General features: G+C 69.2%; 20 protein-coding genes. 13 read left to right on the forward strand and 7 right to left on the reverse strand.

Features of this window, described 5'->3' with window-relative positions; genetic code table 11:
- Positions 1–50 precede the first annotated feature (50 nt).
- The 4 genes from rhlB (at position 51) to ung (ending at position 4,296) form a co-directional block, all read left to right on the forward strand.
- The gene (gene rhlB / locus MNO14_RS02085) at positions 51–1,796 is read left to right on the forward strand and encodes an ATP-dependent RNA helicase RhlB (RefSeq protein WP_241945159.1); all 1,746 of its coding nucleotides are present in this window, start codon (positions 51–53) and stop codon (positions 1,794–1,796) included.
- A gap of 140 nt (positions 1,797–1,936) precedes the next feature.
- Entirely contained in the window at positions 1,937–2,626 is a 690-nt protein-coding gene (gene ftsE / locus MNO14_RS02090; RefSeq protein ID WP_241945160.1) for a cell division ATP-binding protein FtsE, read from the forward strand.
- On the forward strand, positions 2,619–3,569 hold the full coding sequence (ftsX, locus tag MNO14_RS02095) for a permease-like cell division protein FtsX (protein WP_241945161.1): 951 nt from the start codon (positions 2,619–2,621) through the stop codon (positions 3,567–3,569). The genes ftsE and ftsX overlap by 8 nt, the downstream gene beginning before the upstream one ends.
- 10 nt (positions 3,570–3,579) lie before the next feature.
- Complete coding sequence (gene ung, locus MNO14_RS02100) at positions 3,580–4,296, forward strand: uracil-DNA glycosylase (RefSeq protein ID WP_241946231.1); 717 nt, start codon at positions 3,580–3,582, stop codon at positions 4,294–4,296.
- Positions 4,297–4,432: 136 nt separating this feature from the next.
- Here ung and MNO14_RS02105 read toward each other — a convergent pair whose 3' ends face one another.
- Both MNO14_RS02105 and MNO14_RS02110 read right to left on the reverse strand, forming a co-directional pair.
- Positions 4,433–4,930, reverse strand: coding sequence for a hypothetical protein (locus tag MNO14_RS02105; RefSeq protein WP_305879406.1), 498 nt, complete (start codon positions 4,928–4,930; stop codon positions 4,433–4,435).
- Positions 4,931–4,995: 65 nt separating this feature from the next.
- A complete protein-coding gene (locus MNO14_RS02110) occupies positions 4,996–6,132 on the reverse strand; it encodes an MFS transporter (protein ID WP_241945162.1) in 1,137 nt (378 codons plus the stop codon).
- 207 nt (positions 6,133–6,339) lie between these two features.
- On the opposite strand from MNO14_RS02110, the gene MNO14_RS02115 reads away from it, so the two are divergent.
- Positions 6,340–7,002, forward strand: a complete 663-nt coding sequence (locus MNO14_RS02115; RefSeq protein WP_241945163.1) for a TetR/AcrR family transcriptional regulator — start codon at positions 6,340–6,342, stop codon at positions 7,000–7,002.
- 191 nt (positions 7,003–7,193) lie between these two features.
- Here the strand turns inward: MNO14_RS02115 and MNO14_RS02120 are convergent, their stop codons facing one another.
- Positions 7,194–7,601 carry a phasin family protein gene (locus MNO14_RS02120; protein WP_241945164.1) on the reverse strand — a complete coding sequence of 136 codons (408 nt, stop codon included), beginning with the start codon at positions 7,599–7,601 and terminating at the stop codon, positions 7,194–7,196.
- 217 nt (positions 7,602–7,818) lie between these two features.
- Complete coding sequence (queD, locus tag MNO14_RS02125) at positions 7,819–8,175, reverse strand: 6-carboxytetrahydropterin synthase QueD (RefSeq protein ID WP_241945165.1); 357 nt, start codon at positions 8,173–8,175, stop codon at positions 7,819–7,821.
- A gap of 110 nt (positions 8,176–8,285) precedes the next feature.
- Here queD and MNO14_RS02130 point away from each other — a divergent pair, with 110 nt between their 5' ends.
- Positions 8,286–8,681: a YbaN family protein gene (locus MNO14_RS02130; RefSeq protein WP_241945166.1), complete on the forward strand. Its 396-nt coding sequence runs from the start codon at positions 8,286–8,288 to the stop codon at positions 8,679–8,681.
- A 28-nt stretch (positions 8,682–8,709) separates the two neighbouring features.
- Here the strand turns inward: MNO14_RS02130 and MNO14_RS02135 are convergent, their stop codons facing one another.
- Positions 8,710–9,144, reverse strand: coding sequence for an antitoxin YezG family protein (locus MNO14_RS02135; RefSeq protein ID WP_241945167.1), 435 nt, complete (start codon positions 9,142–9,144; stop codon positions 8,710–8,712).
- Between the two features lie 24 nt (positions 9,145–9,168).
- On the reverse strand, positions 9,169–10,278 hold the full coding sequence (locus MNO14_RS02140) for a DNA/RNA non-specific endonuclease (RefSeq protein ID WP_241945168.1): 1,110 nt from the start codon (positions 10,276–10,278) through the stop codon (positions 9,169–9,171).
- A 159-nt stretch (positions 10,279–10,437) separates the two neighbouring features.
- Between MNO14_RS02140 and MNO14_RS02145 the strand changes: the two genes are divergently transcribed.
- Genes MNO14_RS02145 through xerC form a run of 4 tightly spaced genes read left to right on the forward strand, consistent with a single transcriptional unit; the run spans position 10,438 to position 13,166 of the window.
- Positions 10,438–10,701: a hypothetical protein gene (locus MNO14_RS02145; protein ID WP_241945169.1), complete on the forward strand. Its 264-nt coding sequence runs from the start codon at positions 10,438–10,440 to the stop codon at positions 10,699–10,701.
- A 40-nt stretch (positions 10,702–10,741) separates the two neighbouring features.
- Positions 10,742–11,587, forward strand: coding sequence for a diaminopimelate epimerase (gene dapF / locus MNO14_RS02150; RefSeq protein WP_241945170.1), 846 nt, complete (start codon positions 10,742–10,744; stop codon positions 11,585–11,587).
- On the forward strand, positions 11,584–12,255 hold the full coding sequence (locus MNO14_RS02155) for a DUF484 family protein (protein ID WP_241945171.1): 672 nt from the start codon (positions 11,584–11,586) through the stop codon (positions 12,253–12,255). Before dapF ends, MNO14_RS02155 begins: the two co-directional genes overlap by 4 nt.
- 8 nt (positions 12,256–12,263) lie before the next feature.
- Positions 12,264–13,166, forward strand: a complete 903-nt coding sequence (gene xerC, locus MNO14_RS02160) for a tyrosine recombinase XerC (protein ID WP_241945172.1) — start codon at positions 12,264–12,266, stop codon at positions 13,164–13,166.
- Between the two features lie 74 nt (positions 13,167–13,240).
- On the opposite strand, the gene MNO14_RS02165 is transcribed toward xerC, so the two are convergent.
- The gene (locus tag MNO14_RS02165; RefSeq protein WP_241945173.1) at positions 13,241–13,441 is read right to left on the reverse strand and encodes a DUF3079 domain-containing protein; all 201 of its coding nucleotides are present in this window, start codon (positions 13,439–13,441) and stop codon (positions 13,241–13,243) included.
- Positions 13,442–13,658: 217 nt separating this feature from the next.
- On the opposite strand from MNO14_RS02165, the gene hslV reads away from it, so the two are divergent.
- The 3 genes from hslV to MNO14_RS02180 all read left to right on the forward strand — a co-directional run bounded on the left by hslV (position 13,659) and on the right by MNO14_RS02180 (position 16,271).
- On the forward strand, positions 13,659–14,210 hold the full coding sequence (gene hslV, locus MNO14_RS02170; RefSeq protein ID WP_241945174.1) for an ATP-dependent protease subunit HslV: 552 nt from the start codon (positions 13,659–13,661) through the stop codon (positions 14,208–14,210).
- A gap of 99 nt (positions 14,211–14,309) precedes the next feature.
- Positions 14,310–15,695, forward strand: coding sequence for an ATP-dependent protease ATPase subunit HslU (gene hslU / locus MNO14_RS02175; protein WP_241945175.1), 1,386 nt, complete (start codon positions 14,310–14,312; stop codon positions 15,693–15,695).
- A 219-nt stretch (positions 15,696–15,914) separates the two neighbouring features.
- Entirely contained in the window at positions 15,915–16,271 is a 357-nt protein-coding gene (locus tag MNO14_RS02180; protein ID WP_241945176.1) for a type II toxin-antitoxin system prevent-host-death family antitoxin, read from the forward strand.
- The last annotated feature ends 72 nt before the right edge of the window (positions 16,272–16,343 follow it).

Genomic DNA, 16,343 nt, shown 5'->3' on the forward strand with positions numbered 1-16,343 from the left:
CGCAAGCACGCGGCGCCCACTGCCGGCGACGCCCGGATACAGACCTACGCATGAGCGACAAACCCCTTACCGACCTCACCTTCGCCTCCTTCGAGTTACATCCGGCCCTGCAGGCCGGCCTGGAAGGCGCGGGCTTCACCCGCTGCACTCCGATTCAGGCACTGACGCTGCCGCTGGCGCTCAATGGCCGTGACGTCGCCGGCCAGGCCCAGACCGGCACCGGCAAGACGCTGGCGTTCCTGGTCGCGGTGATCAATCGCCTGCTGACCCGCCCGGCGCTGGCCGATCGCAAGCCCGAGGACCCGCGCGCACTGATCCTGGCGCCGACCCGCGAACTGGCGATCCAGATCCACAAGGACGCGGTCAAGTTCGGCAGCGAGCTGGGCCTGAAATTCGCGCTGGTCTACGGCGGCGTCGACTACGACAAGCAGCGCCAGATCCTGCAGGAAGGCGCCGACGTCATCATCGCGACCCCCGGCCGGCTGATCGACTACGTCAAGCAGCACAAAGTCGTCAGCCTGCACGCCTGCGAGATGTGTGTGCTCGACGAGGCCGATCGGATGTTCGACCTGGGCTTCATCAAGGACATCCGTTTCCTGCTGCGCCGGATGCCGGTGCGGACCGAGCGCCAGACCCTGCTGTTCTCCGCCACGCTCAGCCACCGCGTGCTCGAGCTCGCCTACGAGCACATGAACGAGCCGGAGAAGCTCGTCGTGGAAACCGAGTCGATCACCGCTGCGCGCGTGCGCCAGCGCATGTACTACCCGGCCGATGACGAGAAGCTGCCGTTGCTGATCGGCCTGCTGTCGCGCAGCGAAGGCGCGCGCACGATGGTGTTCGTCAACACCAAGGCATTCGTCGAGCGCGTCGCGCGTGCGCTGGAAAAGGCCGGCTACCGCGTCGGCGTGCTCTCGGGCGACGTGCCGCAGAAGAAGCGCGAATCGCTGCTCAAGAAGTTCCAGGCCGGCCAGCTGGAGCTGCTGGTGGCGACCGACGTCGCCGCCCGCGGCCTGCACATCGACGGCGTGAGCCACGTCTTCAACTACGACCTGCCGTTCGACGCCGAGGACTACGTGCACCGCATTGGGCGCACCGCGCGCCTGGGCGCCGAGGGCGATGCGATCAGCTTCGCCTGCGAGCGTTACGCGACCTCGCTGCCGGACATCGAGGCCTACATCGAGCAGAAGATTCCGTCCGAGCCGGTGACCCAGGAACTGCTGACGCCGCTGCCGCGCAAGCCGCGCGAAGGCGTCGAGGTCGATGCTGTCGAGGGCGAGAGTGTCGGCGAGATCTTCCGCGAGGTCCGCGAGGCGCGCGCTGCCGAGGATGCCAAGCGCGGCGGTGGTCGCGACGGCCGTCCGGGCGGTGGCCGCGGGCCCCGCAGCGGGGGCAGCGAACGGGGCGAGCGCGGCGAGCGTCCGCGTCGCCGCAAGCCGCAGGTCGAAGCTGCCGGTGAAGCGAGCGGCACGGCGACCGCGCCTGCTGCCCAGGCGCCGGTGATCGACGCCGCCGGGGCGGTCGCCCAGGCGATGCCCGATGCCAGCAAGCCGCCGCGCAAGCGTCGGCGTCGTCGTCGCGGCCAGAAGGTCGAGGGCGCCGAGACGCCGGCCGTGCAGTCCGGTGAGGCCGCTGCCGGCAAGCGCGGCAACGGCAACGCCGCCGGCCAGGGCCCGCGCGAGGTCCGTCCGACGCAACGCCAGGTGCCGGCCGCACCGGCCGCCGAGAAGGCGCCGTCGCTGTTGGGCCGGATCGGTCGCGGCCTGCGCCGGCTGGTCTCGGGGCGCGACGCGCGCTGACGTCGTCTGCCCGGTGTCGCCCAAGGACGCTCCGCTTGCGCGGGGCGTTCGCGTTTCCGGAACGGGCGCCTGTGGCGGAAACGCCCGCGCTGCGCGCGCCTCGACATCGATCCGGGCCATTCCCTGCGATACTGGCGTGCATGAGCGTTCTGCGATTCGACAACGTGAGCAAGCAGTACGCCGGCGGCCATGTGGCGCTGTCGGACGTCAATTTCGCCGTGTCGGCGGGCGAACTGCTGTTCGTCACCGGCCACTCGGGCGCGGGCAAGAGCACGCTGCTCAAGCTGATCCACCTGGCCGAGCGGCCCAGCCGCGGCGCGGTGGTGTTCGCCGAGCGCAACCTGTTGAAGGTGCGCGGGCGCGGCGTGGCGCTGCATCGCCGCGATGTGGGCGTGGTGTTCCAGGACCATCGGCTGCTGTCGGACCGCAGCGTGTTCGACAACATCGCGCTGCCGCTGATCCTGCGCGGCCAGCGCCGCGGCGAGATCGGCAAGCGGGTGCGCGGCGCGCTCGAGCGGCTGGGCTTGGGCAACCGCGAGCGCGCGTTGCCCACGCAGCTGTCGGCCGGCGAGCAGCAGCGGGTCGGGATCGCGCGCGCGATCGTCGGCGAGCCACGGCTACTGGTCGCCGACGAGCCCACCGGCAACCTCGACCCGACGCTGTCGGCCGAGATCATGGCGCTGTTCGCCGAGTTGCCCGAGCGCGGCACCAGCGTGCTGATCGCCAGCCACGACCTGGGCCTGGTCAAGCGCATGAAGAAGCGCACGCTCGTCCTCGATCACGGCACCCTGGTCGACGACATCGCGCCGGAGGATCTCGCCGATGCCTGAGGCGCCCCACAAGCAGCCGGCCCGCACCGGCGCGTCCCCGGTCGGTACCTGGGTCGACCACCATGTCTACAGCTTCGTCGCCAGCCTGGGGCGCGTGTTCCGCAGGCCCTGGTCGACCGCGCTGACGATCGGCGTGATGGCGGTCGCGCTGGCCCTGCCGCTCGGCCTGTGGCTGGTGCTCGACAACGTCGGTCGGCTTGGCGGCAGCATCGACGCCTCGCGCGAGATCAGCGTGTTCCTGCAGCGTGATGTCGATGCCGAGCGCGCCGGCGCGCTCGCCGGCGAGCTGCGCGCGCGCGATGATGTCGGCAGCGTGGTCCATCGCACGCCCGAAGAAGGCCTGGCCGAACTGCGCGAGCGCGGCGAGTTCGGCCCGGCGATCGATGTCCTCGACGAAAACCCCTTGCCGCATGTGCTGATCCTGACCCCCGCGGGTGACGAAATGCTGCTGGCCGATGCGCTGCGGCAACTGCCCGAGGCCGAACTGGTGCAGCACGACGCGCAGTGGCGGCAGCGGCTCGACGGCTGGCTGCGCTTGGGCGGCCGCGTGGTCTGGGTCCTGGCGGCGCTGCTGGGCCTGGGCGCGCTGCTGGTCGTGGGCAACACCGTGCGATTGGACATCCAGTCGCGACGCGAGGAACTGGGCGTGCTGCAGTTGCTGGGCGCGACCGACGGCTTCATCCGGCGGCCGTTCCTCTATCTGGGCGCCTGGTACGGGCTGGCTTCGGGCGCGGTCGCACTGGCGCTGCTGGGCGCGGCGGCGGCCGCGTTGCGCGCGCCGCTGGCCGAGGTCGCGGCCAGCTACGGTGCGACGTTCGCGCTGCGCGGCTTCGGGCCGCTCGGCGTGTTGGCGGTGCTGGGCGGCTCGACCGCGCTGGGCTGGCTCGGCGGCGGCATTGTCACCGGCCACTTCCTGCGCCAGACGCGTCCCGACCATGCCTGATTCGCAAACGATGACGCCCGCGGTCGAGACCGCCTCCCGCATCAAGCTCGAGCCCTCGTGGAAGGCGCATGTGGGCGACTGGCTGCTCCGCGACGACATGCAGGCGCTGTCGGCGTTCCTGCGCACACGCCGCGCCGAGGGCGCGCGGATCCATCCGCCGGGCCCGGACATCTTCGCCGCGTTCGACGCGACCCCGTTCGACGCGGTCAAGGTCGTCATTCTCGGACAGGACCCGTATCACGGGCCCGGCCAGGCGCATGGCCTGTCGTTTTCGGTACGGCCCGACGTGCGCATCCCGCCGTCGCTGGACAACATGTTCAAGGAGATCAACCGCGACCTCGGACTGCCGCGGCCCGACCACGGCTGGTTGATGCCGTGGGCGCGCCAGGGCGTACTGCTGCTCAATGCGGTGCTGACGGTCGAGGAAGGCCGGGCCGGCTCGCACCAGGGCAAGGGCTGGGAGGGCTTCACCGACCACGTTGTCGACACCCTCAATCGCGAGCGCGAGGGCCTGGTGTTCCTGCTGTGGGGCAGCTACGCGCAGGCCAAGGGCAAGCTGGTCGACACGCGCCGCCACCGGGTGCTGCGCAGCACCCACCCCTCGCCGCTGTCGGCGCATCGCGGGTTCCTCGGCTGTGGCCATTTCTCGGCCACCAACGACTACCTGCAGCGCCGCGGCGAGCAACCGATCGATTGGTCGCTGCCGCCGCGCGCCTCGCTCGCCTAGATCGGCTGTCCCATGTCTCCAGGATCCGGGCGGGGAGGGCCCGGCCGAGTCCGACGACCGTACAGCCCCGCGCGCGTTCAGCAGGAACCGTGGCGGTCACGATTCGCGTGGGTCGCGGGTTTGGCCTACGGGGCGTTCAGAAAGCGTGTGACTGCATCGTTGAGCGGTGCAGCACATTCCATTCTTCGGGCAACCAATGACCGCAGTCGGGCAGGATCAGCCCCGTCACGTCGGTGGCGAAGCGCTTCATCATCTCGACCTGGTACCGCCCCATTCCGCCGTGATCGCCGCCGCCGATGGCCAGCACAGGAAGGGTGATATTGGTCTGTGACAACACCTTGTTGTCCTCCACGCATTGATTGAGCACGCGGTAGTACTCGAACGCGGCATGCAGGCTGTGCGGCTTGGCATAGGACGCGGCGTAGAGGTCAAGCAGTTCGGGCGTGAAGACTTCCTGGTTGGTGGCATGCTGCTTGATGAAATGCTCGAAGAACATCCGCTCCTTGCCGGTGATCAGTGTCTCGGCCAACCGGTGATCGGCGGCGAAGAAGCTGAAATGCCAGACCAGCGATTCGTCCTGCGGCGTGAACGCCGGAAACGAGTAGATCGTGTCGTTGGGGATCGGTGCTTCCATGTAGATCGCGCGGCGCTTTACTGAAAATTGAAGGCGAAACAAGCGCGCAGCGGATGCGCGGTGGTTCAGTGGTCGGCGGCATGTGCCCGGGGCCCCGGGCGGAACCCATGCGTCTTGGCTGCCCAGGCGATGACGAACGCGATGGCCGACAACGCCATCAGTGCCCAAGGGAAGGTGTAGGCGCCCCACTGCTGCAGCAGCACGCCGCCCAGAACACCGCCACCGGCGATCACGCTGTTCCAGGCCACCACGTTCATCGACAGCGCCACGTCGGCGCCATCGCCCGCGGTGTCGGCCAGCGCCGTTTGCAGCAAGGTCGCCGCGCCGCCGAACGTCAGCCCCCAGATGGCGACGCCCACGTAAACGAGGCTGGGCACGGCGGGCAGCCAGGCGAATGCCAGCGCCACCAGGAAGAAGGCCGCCAGGCTCGCAAGTACGGTCCTGCGCAGGTGGCGCTCCACCAGCCGGCCGGTCATCGCGATGCCGATCAGCGCAGCGAGTCCGAAGACAAGCAAGACGACGTCGACGCGATCGAGCAATCCCGCCTGGGCCACAAAAGGCGCGACATAGGTGTAAAGGATGTTGTGCGCCAGCATCCAGGCCATGACCGTCGCCAACACCGGCCGAACGCCGGGTGTCGTCAGTACCTTGCGCAGGGGCATACGCGCATGCCCGGCTTGGCCGGGGTAATCGGGGACCTTGGCCAGCACCCAGAGGATCAGAACCAGCGTCAGCCCGGACATCACGCCGAACGCACTGCGCCAGCCCACTGCGCCGCCCAGCCAGGTGCCCAGTGGCACGCCCAGCGACAACGCGATCGGTGTGCCGACCATCGCGATCGCCATGGCGCGGCCTTGCTGATGGGGCTGCACCATCCGTCGTGCGTAGCCGGCCAACAGGCTCCATGCCAGGCCGGCCGCCATGCCGGCGAAAAAGCGCGCCGTCAGTGTCAGCCAGTAGTGAGAGGACAGCGCGGTGACGGTGTTGAACACCAGGAAGCCCACAATGGTGAGCAGCAGCACGTTGCGCCGTCTCCAGCCGCGGGTGGCGAGTGTCAACGGAATGGCTGCGAGCACCGAGCCGAGCGCATAGGCCGTCACCGTCTGCCCTGCCATCGCGGCGGACACGTCCAGTCCATCCACGATCTGCGGCAGCAGCCCGGCTGGCAGGGTTTCAGTCACGATGCAGATGAAGCCAGTCATCGCCAATGCCAATAACGCCGCGATGGGTAGCCGCTCAGCGGACGCGTGAGGGGGCAACGTATCGGAAGAGCGCACAGGATGTCCTTGATATGGAGGGCCGCGGGAGACGCGGTTATTTATGTATCGATCGATATATTAATCGGCGAAGCGACGCTTTTCCATGAATTTTGTATCGAATAGTATTTATTTCGAGACCAGGAGCACGCCATGGCACAACTGGGCAGACCCCGCAGCTTCGATCGAGACGCCGCCATCGAGCAGGCGCTGCATCTGTTCTGGGAGCAGGGCTATGAATCCACATCCCTGAGCCAGCTCAAGGCCGCCATCGGTGGCGGGATTTCCGCGCCCAGCTTTTACGCTGCGTTCGGCTCCAAGGAGGCCCTGTACCAAGAATGCGTCGCGCGCTATCTGGCCACCTATGCGCAGGTCACCGAATGCCTGTGGGACGAGAGCCTTGCGCCCAGAGAGGCGCTGGAACTGGCCCTCAGACGTTCCGCGCGCATGCAGTGCGAGCGCGGGCGCCCCCGAGGGTGCATGGTCGGGCTGGGCGTGATGAGCGCGCCCTCGGCCGAACTGGCGTCAGTGACGGCTCCGCTCAAGCGCTCGCGTGCGCGGACCCGCGCCGGCATCAAAGCCTGCATCGAAAGGGCGGCCGCTGCAGGGCAACTCGCGGAAGGCGTCGATATGGGCGCACTGGGCACGGTCTTCGATAGCTTCCTGCTCGGTCTGTCCACGCTTGCCAGGGACGGGGTCGGCCTTCCGGTCATGGAGGCTGCGATCAGTCAGGTCATGGCGCTCTGGGCCCCGGATCTCGGAAACCAGGAAAACCAGGGTCAGAGTGCAATTTCGCAAGGCGAAATTGCACTCTGACCCTGGTTCTGCGACACCAGTGGCCGGCTATGCTGCCAGGCTGCTGTTCGTCCGAAGTGGGTGTCCCTTCGTTCCTGTGGGTGAGGGAAGGGCCATAAAAAAACCCGGCAGCGCAAGCTGCCGGGTCGGCTCAGGCGAGGGAGGGATCGCCCGAGTGTTCGGTGGCATGCGGGCCGTGGGCCAGTATGCGGTCAACGCTTGGCGGTGGGCTTGCCCGCGGCCGCCTTGGCGACGGTCTCGGCCTGCGCGCGGACGTCGGCGGTGGCCGATTCGAGCTGTGACTTGGCGAGTTCAGCGATCGCCTCGTTGGTCTTCACGGTGCGGCCGATGACTTCCTGGCCAGCGCTGACCAGGCGCTCGACGTTCTCGCGGGCGATCTGCGCGCCCTTGGGCCACAGCGCCTTCATGCCGTCGAGATCGCGGACCTCGATCGCTTCGTTGACGAACGCGAAGGTGGCGTTGGCATTCTCGCCGAGCGTGGTGAAGTGGACGCCGAAGACCTTCTCGACGTTCTCGAGGGTCAGGCGGTTGATCTGAGCCGCGGCATCGGCAAACTGGCGCGACGCGGCGGTGAACTGCTCGTTGAACTGGTAGGACATGGCGGTTACCTGCGTGGGCCGGCGGCTGCCGGGTTTGTGCAATGCAGCATAGCGCGCCCATGTTGCATTGCAACATCGAGCCGACGAACGGTCGCAGTGTATTCAGTTTCATGGGCGGATCAACGGCTTGGCCGCGGACGGCGCGCCGCCGGCCCCGGGATGCAGGTTGCCCGTCGCACCGATGCGGGACCCTGGGCCGCCAAGGGCCTTTCTGGGCTCAGGGGCCGGTGTAGCGACAGCCCGAGGTGCAGGTCTCGCGGATCACGATCGCGCTCAACGCAGGCAGGGTCGGCTTGAGCCGCTCCCAGATCCAGATCGCCAGGCGTTCGCTGGTCGGGTTGTCGAGCCCGGGGATCTCGTTGAGGTAGTGGTGGTCGAGCTGGGCGTAGAGCGGCGCGAACGCGGCTTTGAGGTCGCCGAAGTCCATGATCCACCCCGAGGTCTCGCCCGGCTCGCCCGAGACATGGATCTCGATCTGGAACGAGTGGCCGTGCAGCCGCGCGCACTTGTGTCCGGGCGGCACGTTGGGCAGGCGATGCGCCGCCTCGACGGAGAAGACCTTGAAGATATCCATGACGGCATTGTCGAGGGTGGCCGGCGGCGCGGCAATCGCGGCGTGGCAGGGGAGGCCGCACGGCGTCCATGGGCACGCGACGCGGCGCTGGCCGCGCATAGAATGCGGGCATGCATCGTCGCGCGCGCTTCCGCTGGGCCTGGTGGCTGCTGGCCTACGCCAGCCTGGGCCTCGGCATCCTGGGCATCTTCGTGCCGGGCCTGCCGACTACGGTGTTCATCCTGATCGCCGCCTGGGCCGCCTCGCGCGGTTCCGAGCGCCTGCATCGCTGGCTGCTGGCGCACCCGCGCTTCGGGCCATCGATCCGCGACTGGCAGGCGCATCGCGCGGTCAGCCGCCGGGCGAAGTGGCTGGCGACGGTGACGATGCTCGCCTCGTCAGCGATCCTGGTCGCGCTGGTGTGGTGGATCCCGGCCCATCGCTGGTGGATGACCGCGCTGCCGATCGGTTGCATGGTCGTCGTCGGCACCTGGCTGTGGCTGCGGCCTGAACCGCCGGCGGCCTAACGCGCAGACGCGCGCTGCGACGGCGCGCTCAGCGCGCGCCGGTCTCGGCCTTGTAGCGGTCGAGAAATCCGTCGAGCGGCGAGTAGAGCAGGTCGCCGGCCAGTCGCCGTGGGGGCTCGTAGGAGAAATCGAACGAAAACTGGCCGCTCGGCTCGATCGTCAGCAGCACGCTCGACCACGCGCCGCGCTCCTCGCGCATGGTCTCGCGCAGTGCCACCAGCGCCTCCTTGGCCGCACGCGAGAGACGGAAGTCGACATCCTCGAGCGGCTGCGCGGGGGCGGCCGCGATCGCGGAGGTCTGCGAGCTGATCCTGCGACCGCCCTCGGTGTCGATTTCGGCATGCAGACCGATGCGTTTCCACTCGCGCGCGCCCCATTCGCCTTCCATCACATCGGTGACGCAGGCGGCGACTTCGCGCACGACCCGTTCCTGGGCTTGCTGGATGGCGATGGCGTCGAGCATGGGATTCCGGACGGGATTCGGGGATCAGTGGATGTTATCGAAATCGAACTCCACCCACTTCCCGCCTTCCTGCCGGTAGGCGGCGACGAAGCCGTCGGGCCGCGATGTCGTGTTGCCGGCGTCGTAGTAGGGCTCGACCCGGATCTGCACATCCAGTTCCGGATTCTCCTGCTTGAGCGCGCGGATCTGGCCCTCGAACTGGTGGCCGTAGGCGCCGGTGTTGAGGTTCTTGGTGCCGTCGGGCAATGGTTTGCCGTTGCCGGGCACGACGTTGAGCCGGTTGGTCGGGCCGGCGAACGAGTCGGCGATTAGGTGGAAGCCCACGTCGGTGGGATAGCCCTCGTGCCCGATCTGCCGCTGCAGGCCGAGATCGTTACGGCCCGCGGGTTCGAGCGACACGCTGCCTTCGGCTTTGACCACGCGGCCGGCCTCGTCGGTGCTCCAGCGGTAGTCGCCGAACTCGTACACCGTGTCCGGACGCGCGGCGTTCGCGGCGACATTGAAGTCGTCCATCGTGTCGAACTGCAGCAGCGGGCGCCCGCCGACCGTGCGGCCGGTGTCGGCGCGGGCGAGGACATCGGCGAGGTCCGGCGTCTCGCTGCCGCGCGCGGCAGCGCGTCCGCCCTCTCCCAGGTCCTGTGCGTGCTCGGCCACGCGCGCGGCATCGGCGACGTCGCCGGCGGCATCTGCTGCCTTGGCGCCCTTGGCCGCCTTGTCGACGCCCTTGGTGCCGGCGACCGTGAGCACGAGCTCCGCGGCGCTGCGGCCGATCGCCTCGCCGTAGCGTCCGGACTGCCAGTCGTCGACGATCGGGTCGACGACCGCATCGACCAGCAGACCCGGATTGCGCGCGATCGTGGAGACCAGGTCGGCCGCGGCCTCCATGCGCTCGCCACCGCGTTCGGCCGACGGCAGCCAGTCGGGAACATCGAGCGTGTCACCGGTCGCCTGCGTGTAGAGCGCCGATGCACCGTCGGCCAGCCAACCCGCCGGGCCGAGGTCGTAGCCGGTCTTCAAGGCGTTCGCGCCCAGCGTGACGACCCCTTCGCCGGTCTCCCAGAGCACCTCGCCGGCGCCCTTGAACACCCCGCCCACTTGCGAGGCGGCGCTGCCCAGCTTATCGAGAATGTCCATCGTGCGGTCCTGTGGCGCGTGGCCCTCACAGTCTGGGTAGGGGCGTTGCCGCGGACAATCTGGGGCCGACCCTAATGCGTCCATGAACGCACGCATCCACGGCGCCCGCAGCCGCCGGTTCGGGCGGACCGGCGGACGCGGCGCCTGTACACTTCGCCAATGAGCAACCGTCTTCCGATCGTGCTGACCGCCCTGCTGCTGGCCGCCTGCGGCAACAAGGCCGACCTGCTGATGCCCTCCCAGGTGCCGCCGGAGGACGCCGGCCGCTTCCTGATCAAGTCCTCGGTGCCGACGCGCGCGCAGCGCGACGCCGATACCGACGCGGTGCAGGACGACGCCGACGACGCCGACGCGGCGCAGGATCGCCCCGCACCCGCGGTGCCGGTGATCCGCGACGTGCCGCCCGCGACCGGGACGCCGTGACCGGGCGCGGCCCCGTCGAGTCGAGGGACCGGTGCCGATGATGTCCGCGTCCTCCCCGCCGCTGCGCTTTTCGAAGATGCACGGCGCCGGCAACGATTTCGTCGTGCTCGATCTGCGCGACGGTACGCCGCCGCCCGATGCCGAACAGTGCCGTGCGCTCGCCGATCGGCACGTCGGTGTGGGCTGCGACCAGATCCTGACCATCGAGGCCCCGCATGCGGCCGGGGCGGTGGCGCGCTATCGCATCTGGAATGCCGATGGCTCGTCATCGCAGCAGTGCGGTAACGGCGCGCGCTGCGTGGCCGCCTGGCTGGTGCGCGACGGTGCGGCGGGGGCCAGCGGTTTCGTGCTCGAAAGCCCTGCCGGCCTGCATGCGGTCGATTGCGATGGCGCGCACTTCCGGATCGCGATGGGCGTGCCGGCGTTCGCGCCGGACGATGTGCCGTTGGTCGGCTTCGCTGCCGCGCCGCTGTACACGGGCGTGCTCGACGATGGCACGCCGGTCGCCTTCGGCGCGGCGTCGATGGGCAATCCGCATGCGGTGATCGAGGTCGACGATCTCCAGGTCGCACCGGTGGCACGCATTGGTGCGGCCTTGCAGGCCTCGCGCTGGTTTCCCGAGTCGGTCAACGTCGGTTTTGCGCAGGTGTTGGCCACAGACCGGATCGCGTTGCGCGTGTTCGAGCGCGGCGTCGGCGAAACCCGCGCCTGCGGCAGTGGCGCCTGCGCGGCGGTCGCGGTCCTGGCGCGGCGTGGTCGCATCGCGCGCTGCGCCGACGTATCGTTGCCCGGCGGCACGCTGCGCATTGCTTGGCCCGAGGATACGGCCACGCTGACGATGGCCGGCCCGGCCGCATTTGTTTTCGAAGGGGAGTGGAGCGCATGAGCGAGACCACCGAGACACTCGGCGCGCACGAAGTGGCCGCCTGGCTGCGTCGGCAGCCCAAGTTCCTGCAGCAGTTTCCGGACCTGGCGCTGACGCTGGTCGTCCCGCGCGACGACGGTCCGGCCGCGTCGCTGGCCAGCTACCAGCTCGAAGTGCTGCGCGACAAGAATCGCGAACTGTCCAAGCGCCTGCGCGAGCTGTATGCGATCTCGCAGGAGAACGAACGCCTGGCGGTGCGCACGCACCAGCTGACGCTGGCGCTGATGCGCCAGCCCGACGCGGCCTCGACGGTGCGCGCGCTGGCCGCGACGTTGGCCGAGGATTTCAACGGCGATCTGGTCCGCCTGGTGCTGTTCGCGCCGGTCGCCGGGCTCGACGAGGACTGGTTGCAGATTATCTCGCGCGACGATCGTCGCCTGCAGCCCTTCGCCGACTGCCTCAAGGACGAGACCCCGCTGTGCGGCCGCCTGCATCCCGACAAGCAGTCGCTGCTGTACGGGCCGCGCGTGGACGAGGTGCATTCGAGCGCGCTGCTGCCGGTCGAGGGCATCGGCCTGATCGCCGTGGGCAGCCGCGACCCCAACCGGTTCTATCCGGGCATGGGCACGCTGTTCCTGCACATGATGGGCGAGGCGTTCGCGGCGGCGATGAAGCGCTACGCCGGCTGAGCGTGGCGATGTCGGCCGACGTCGAGGCGTTCCTGGCGCACCTGCAGGTCGAGCGGCGCATGTCGGCGCACACGCTCGACGCCTATCGCCGCGACCTCTTCGCGCTGGCCGGGTGGGCCGAGGACGGCGGGCATGCTGGCCTGCGCGGCTTGCAGCCCGACGATATCCGCGCCTTCGTCGCTGCCGGCCACCGCGGTGGCCTGTCGGCCAAGAGCCTGCAACGGCGGTTGTCGGCCTGTCGCAGCTTCTACCGTTGGCTGCTGCGGCACGGTCACGTCGTCGCCAACCCCGCAGCCGGCGTGCGCGGCCCCAAGGCGCCGCGCAAGTTGCCGCAAGTGCTCGATGTCGACGAGGCGACGCAACTGGTCGAGGTGCCGACCGACGCGCCCCTGGGCCTGCGCGACCGCGCGCTGCTTGAACTGTTCTATTCGTCGGGTCTGCGCCTGGCCGAACTGGTCGCGCTGCGTTGGCGCGACCTCGATCTCGACGGCGGGCTGGTGACAGTGCTGGGCAAGGGCAGCCGCCAGCGCAGCGTGCCGGTTGGCTCGCATGCGGTCGCGGCCCTGCGCGCGTGGCGCGCCGACAGTGCCTCGGGCGCCGACGCACCGGTGTTCCCCGGTCGCGGCGGCGGTCCGATCACCGCGCGCGCGGTGCAGATGCGGCTGCGGCTGCTCGCCCAGCGCCAGGGCCTGTTCAAACGCGTACACCCGCATCTGCTGCGGCACTCGTTCGCCAGCCACGTCCTCGAGTCCTCGGGCGACCTGCGCGGCGTGCAGGAACTGCTCGGCCACGCCGACATCGCCACGACCCAGATCTACACCCATCTCGACTTCCAACACCTGGCCAAGGTCTACGACGCCGCGCATCCGCGGGCGCGGCGCAAGCGCGGCGCCGCTGGCGAGGACGGCTGACGCAGAAGTGTTGCGAGGATGGCGGGCCTTGGGGCACGACGCCGCGGCGGCCTATCGACGTGACGATCGTCGCGTCAGCACTTCGCGTGATTCGGGCGGTCGGCGTCGGGTTCGATGCCCCAGGCGAGATGCCAGTCCTCGCCCTCGTTCTCGATCGGGTGCTGGGTGCGGCCGGCGCCGTTGCCGCAGGCCAGGGCATCGGCCGCGCAGTACTTGTCGCAGCCCCAGCAGATGCGCTCGGGGTGTTTGGGATGCAGCGGAAACGGTTTGGCCATGCCTGCGCCTCGTCGGGACCGGCTGCCAGCATCGCGCGGTGCGCGGCCGCGCGCATTGATCCAGGGCAAGCGACGCGGGATTGCGCGCTGCGCGCCAAAGGGGGCTCGTCGCCCTTGAACCGTGCTGGAGGATGTCTCGCGATAGCCGGCCTCGGCCGCGCGGGTTGAATGGGGCGCGTGGACGCCCCACTGATGGGGTTCGATCCACGGAGGCCGCATGGACCCCAGCCAGAATCCCAATGTCTTCCACGCCACGACGATCGTCTCGATCCGCAAGGGCGGCAAGGTCGTCGTCGCCGGCGATGGTCAGGTCACGCTCGGCCACACCGTGATGAAGGGCAATGCCCGCAAGGTGCGCCGGCTCGGCGACGGCAGCGTGCTCGCCGGCTTCGCCGGTGCGGCGTCGGACGCATTCACGCTGTTCGAACTGTTCGAGGCCAAGCTGCAGCAGCACGGCGGTCAACTGGTGCGTGCCGCGGTCGAGCTGGTCAAGGACTGGCGCACCGACCGGCGTTACGGAAAGCTCGAGGCGCTGCTGGCGGTGGCCGACAAGGACACCTCGCTGATCATCAGCGGCAACGGCGACATCATCGAGCCCGAGGACGGCATCGTCGCGATCGGCTCGGGCGGCTCCTATGCGCTGTCGGCCGCGCGCGCGCTGTTGGCCCACACCGACCTTGACGCCCGCACGATCGCCACCGAGGCGCTGCACATCGCTGGCGACATCTGCATCTACACCAACCGGAACGTCGTCGTCGAAGAACTCTAAGGCGGGATTGGGATCGGGCGGCGGGATTCGGTCCGGCCGATCCCCACCTGTCGATCCCGAGTCGCGCGCCCCTCCGCTCTTACGAAGCCCGAATTCCCCATGCCCAATTCCAGCTCTTCCACCATGACCCCACGCGAGATCGTGCAGGAACTCGACCGCCACATCGTCGGTCAGAATGCGGCCAAGCGCGCGGTTGCGATCGCGCTGCGCAATCGTTGGCGCCGGGCGCAGTTGCCCGATGAACTGCGCAACGAGGTCATGCCCAAGAACATCCTGATGATCGGCCCGACCGGTGTTGGCAAGACCGAGATCGCGCGCCGGCTGGCGACGCTGGCCAATGCGCCGTTCGTCAAGGTCGAGGCGACGCGGTTCACCGAGGTCGGCTACGTCGGCAAGGACGTCGAACAGATCATCCGCGACCTCGCCGACACCGCGGTCAAGCTCTATCGCGAGCAGGCCAAGGTGCGGGTGCGCACGCAGGCCGAAGACCGCGCCGAGGACCGGATCCTCGACGCGCTGCTGCCGCGGCGCGAGACGCCGTCGCAGCCGTTCGGCTTCGGCGCGCAGCAGACCACCGTCGACATCGGCGCCGAGCCGTCGTCGAAGGAGTCCGAGACGCGGCAGAAGCTGCGTCGCCAGTTGCGCGCCGGCGAGCTCGACGAGCGCGAGATCGAACTCGAACTCAGCGCCGGCCAGGGCCTGGACATCATGACCCCACCGGGCATGGAGGAAATGGGCCAGCAGCTGCGGCAGATGTTCGCCAATCTCGGCGGTGGCAAGACCCAGAAGCGCAAGCTGACGATCCGCGCCGCGCGTCCACAGCTGATCGAGGAGGAAGCCGGCAAGCTCGTCAACGAGGACGACGTGCGCGAGGCCGCGATCGAGGCCTGCGAGCAGCACGGCATCGTGTTCATCGACGAGATCGACAAGGTCGCCAAGCGCAGCGAGGCCGGCACCACCGGCGGCGACGTCAGCCGCGAAGGCGTGCAGCGCGATCTGCTGCCGCTGGTCGAGGGCAGCACGGTCAGCACCAAGTACGGCTCGGTGAAGACCGACCACATCCTGTTCATCGCCTCGGGCGCGTTCCACCTCGCCAAGCCCAGCGACCTGATCCCCGAGATGCAGGGCCGGTTCCCGATCCGTGTGGAACTCACCGCGCTGACCAAGGACGACTTCGTGCGCATCCTCACCGAGCCCAAGGCCGCGCTGACGCGCCAGTACGTGGCGCTCCTGCGGACCGAAGGCGTGGACCTGGCGTTCGCCGACGACGCGGTCGAGCGGCTGGCCGAGATCGCTGCCCACGTGAACGAGCGGCAGGAGAACATTGGCGCGCGGCGCCTGCACACGGTGCTCGAGCGCCTGCTCGACACGCTGAGCTTCGAGGCCCCCGACAAGGGCGGCACGGTGACGATCGACCGCGCCTATGTCGATGCGCACCTGGGCGAGCTGGTGCAGGATCAGGACCTGAGCCGTTACATCCTCTGAGAACCTGTCCAAGGTCCTGCTGCGCTTGCCAGATGGCGCGCGTGCGGTGCTCGGAATGCTCACGTACCTGCACGTACGCTGCGCTTCCTGCGCTCCGCCACGCGCCATTTGGCGGCGCTCGCGACGGACCTTGAACAGGTTCTGCCGGCGCGCTGGGTTCACGGCCGCGAAAGGGAAAAATGGGTATATTGGCCTCACGTCCATCGTGAGGCCGTTCCCATGTCCGTCGCCCCCAAGTTCGATGCCCTCGACGCGCTGCCGCGCACGCCGGCGTCCGACGTCAAGAAACTCGGCTGGCGCGGCGTCATGAAGTCGGTCGCCCGCGACGGCCAAGTGGTGGTGACCCACCACAACACGCCCGAAGCGGTGATCCTGTCGGCCGAGGCCTACGACGCGATCCTGCGCGCGCTGGAGGCGGCCGCGGCGCCGCAGCGCTCGGCGCTCGAGGCGCTGCAGGCGAGGTTCGACGCCAGGCTGGCGTCGCTGGAAGCCGCCGATGCCGGCGACCGACTGCGCGTGGTGATGGCGCAGCCGGCCGCCCTGCGCGGCAAGGTCAAGGCCGGCGCCTCGCATTGAGCCTGCGCGGGCGTCCCGGCGCACGGCGCACGCTGCGGCCGCGCGGTACCGCGGCCACGGCTGCGCCCACTA

Origin of the sequence: Luteimonas sp. S4-F44 (assembly GCF_022637415.1) — a bacterium.
Classification (GTDB): Bacteria; Pseudomonadota; Gammaproteobacteria; order Xanthomonadales; family Xanthomonadaceae; genus Luteimonas.

Bases quoted from the DNA above. Each gene is read 5' to 3' on its own strand.
- rhlB (WP_241945159.1), top strand. From the start codon at position 51: ATGAGCGACAAACCCCTTACCGACCTCACCTTCGCCTCCTTCGAGTTA.
- ftsE (WP_241945160.1), top strand. From the start codon at position 1,937: ATGAGCGTTCTGCGATTCGACAACGTGAGCAAGCAGTACGCCGGCGGC.
- ftsX (WP_241945161.1), top strand. From the start codon at position 2,619: ATGCCTGAGGCGCCCCACAAGCAGCCGGCCCGCACCGGCGCGTCCCCG.
- ung (WP_241946231.1), top strand. From the start codon at position 3,580: ATGACGCCCGCGGTCGAGACCGCCTCCCGCATCAAGCTCGAGCCCTCG.
- MNO14_RS02105 (WP_305879406.1), bottom strand. From the start codon at position 4,930: ATGGAAGCACCGATCCCCAACGACACGATCTACTCGTTTCCGGCGTTC.
- MNO14_RS02110 (WP_241945162.1), bottom strand. From the start codon at position 6,132: ATGACTGGCTTCATCTGCATCGTGACTGAAACCCTGCCAGCCGGGCTG.
- MNO14_RS02115 (WP_241945163.1), top strand. From the start codon at position 6,340: ATGGCACAACTGGGCAGACCCCGCAGCTTCGATCGAGACGCCGCCATC.
- MNO14_RS02120 (WP_241945164.1), bottom strand. From the start codon at position 7,601: ATGTCCTACCAGTTCAACGAGCAGTTCACCGCCGCGTCGCGCCAGTTT.
- queD (WP_241945165.1), bottom strand. From the start codon at position 8,175: ATGGATATCTTCAAGGTCTTCTCCGTCGAGGCGGCGCATCGCCTGCCC.
- MNO14_RS02130 (WP_241945166.1), top strand. From the start codon at position 8,286: ATGCATCGTCGCGCGCGCTTCCGCTGGGCCTGGTGGCTGCTGGCCTAC.
- MNO14_RS02135 (WP_241945167.1), bottom strand. From the start codon at position 9,144: ATGCTCGACGCCATCGCCATCCAGCAAGCCCAGGAACGGGTCGTGCGC.
- MNO14_RS02140 (WP_241945168.1), bottom strand. From the start codon at position 10,278: ATGGACATTCTCGATAAGCTGGGCAGCGCCGCCTCGCAAGTGGGCGGG.
- MNO14_RS02145 (WP_241945169.1), top strand. From the start codon at position 10,438: ATGAGCAACCGTCTTCCGATCGTGCTGACCGCCCTGCTGCTGGCCGCC.
- dapF (WP_241945170.1), top strand. From the start codon at position 10,742: ATGTCCGCGTCCTCCCCGCCGCTGCGCTTTTCGAAGATGCACGGCGCC.
- MNO14_RS02155 (WP_241945171.1), top strand. From the start codon at position 11,584: ATGAGCGAGACCACCGAGACACTCGGCGCGCACGAAGTGGCCGCCTGG.
- xerC (WP_241945172.1), top strand. From the start codon at position 12,264: ATGTCGGCCGACGTCGAGGCGTTCCTGGCGCACCTGCAGGTCGAGCGG.
- MNO14_RS02165 (WP_241945173.1), bottom strand. From the start codon at position 13,441: ATGGCCAAACCGTTTCCGCTGCATCCCAAACACCCCGAGCGCATCTGC.
- hslV (WP_241945174.1), top strand. From the start codon at position 13,659: ATGGACCCCAGCCAGAATCCCAATGTCTTCCACGCCACGACGATCGTC.
- hslU (WP_241945175.1), top strand. From the start codon at position 14,310: ATGCCCAATTCCAGCTCTTCCACCATGACCCCACGCGAGATCGTGCAG.
- MNO14_RS02180 (WP_241945176.1), top strand. From the start codon at position 15,915: ATGTCCGTCGCCCCCAAGTTCGATGCCCTCGACGCGCTGCCGCGCACG.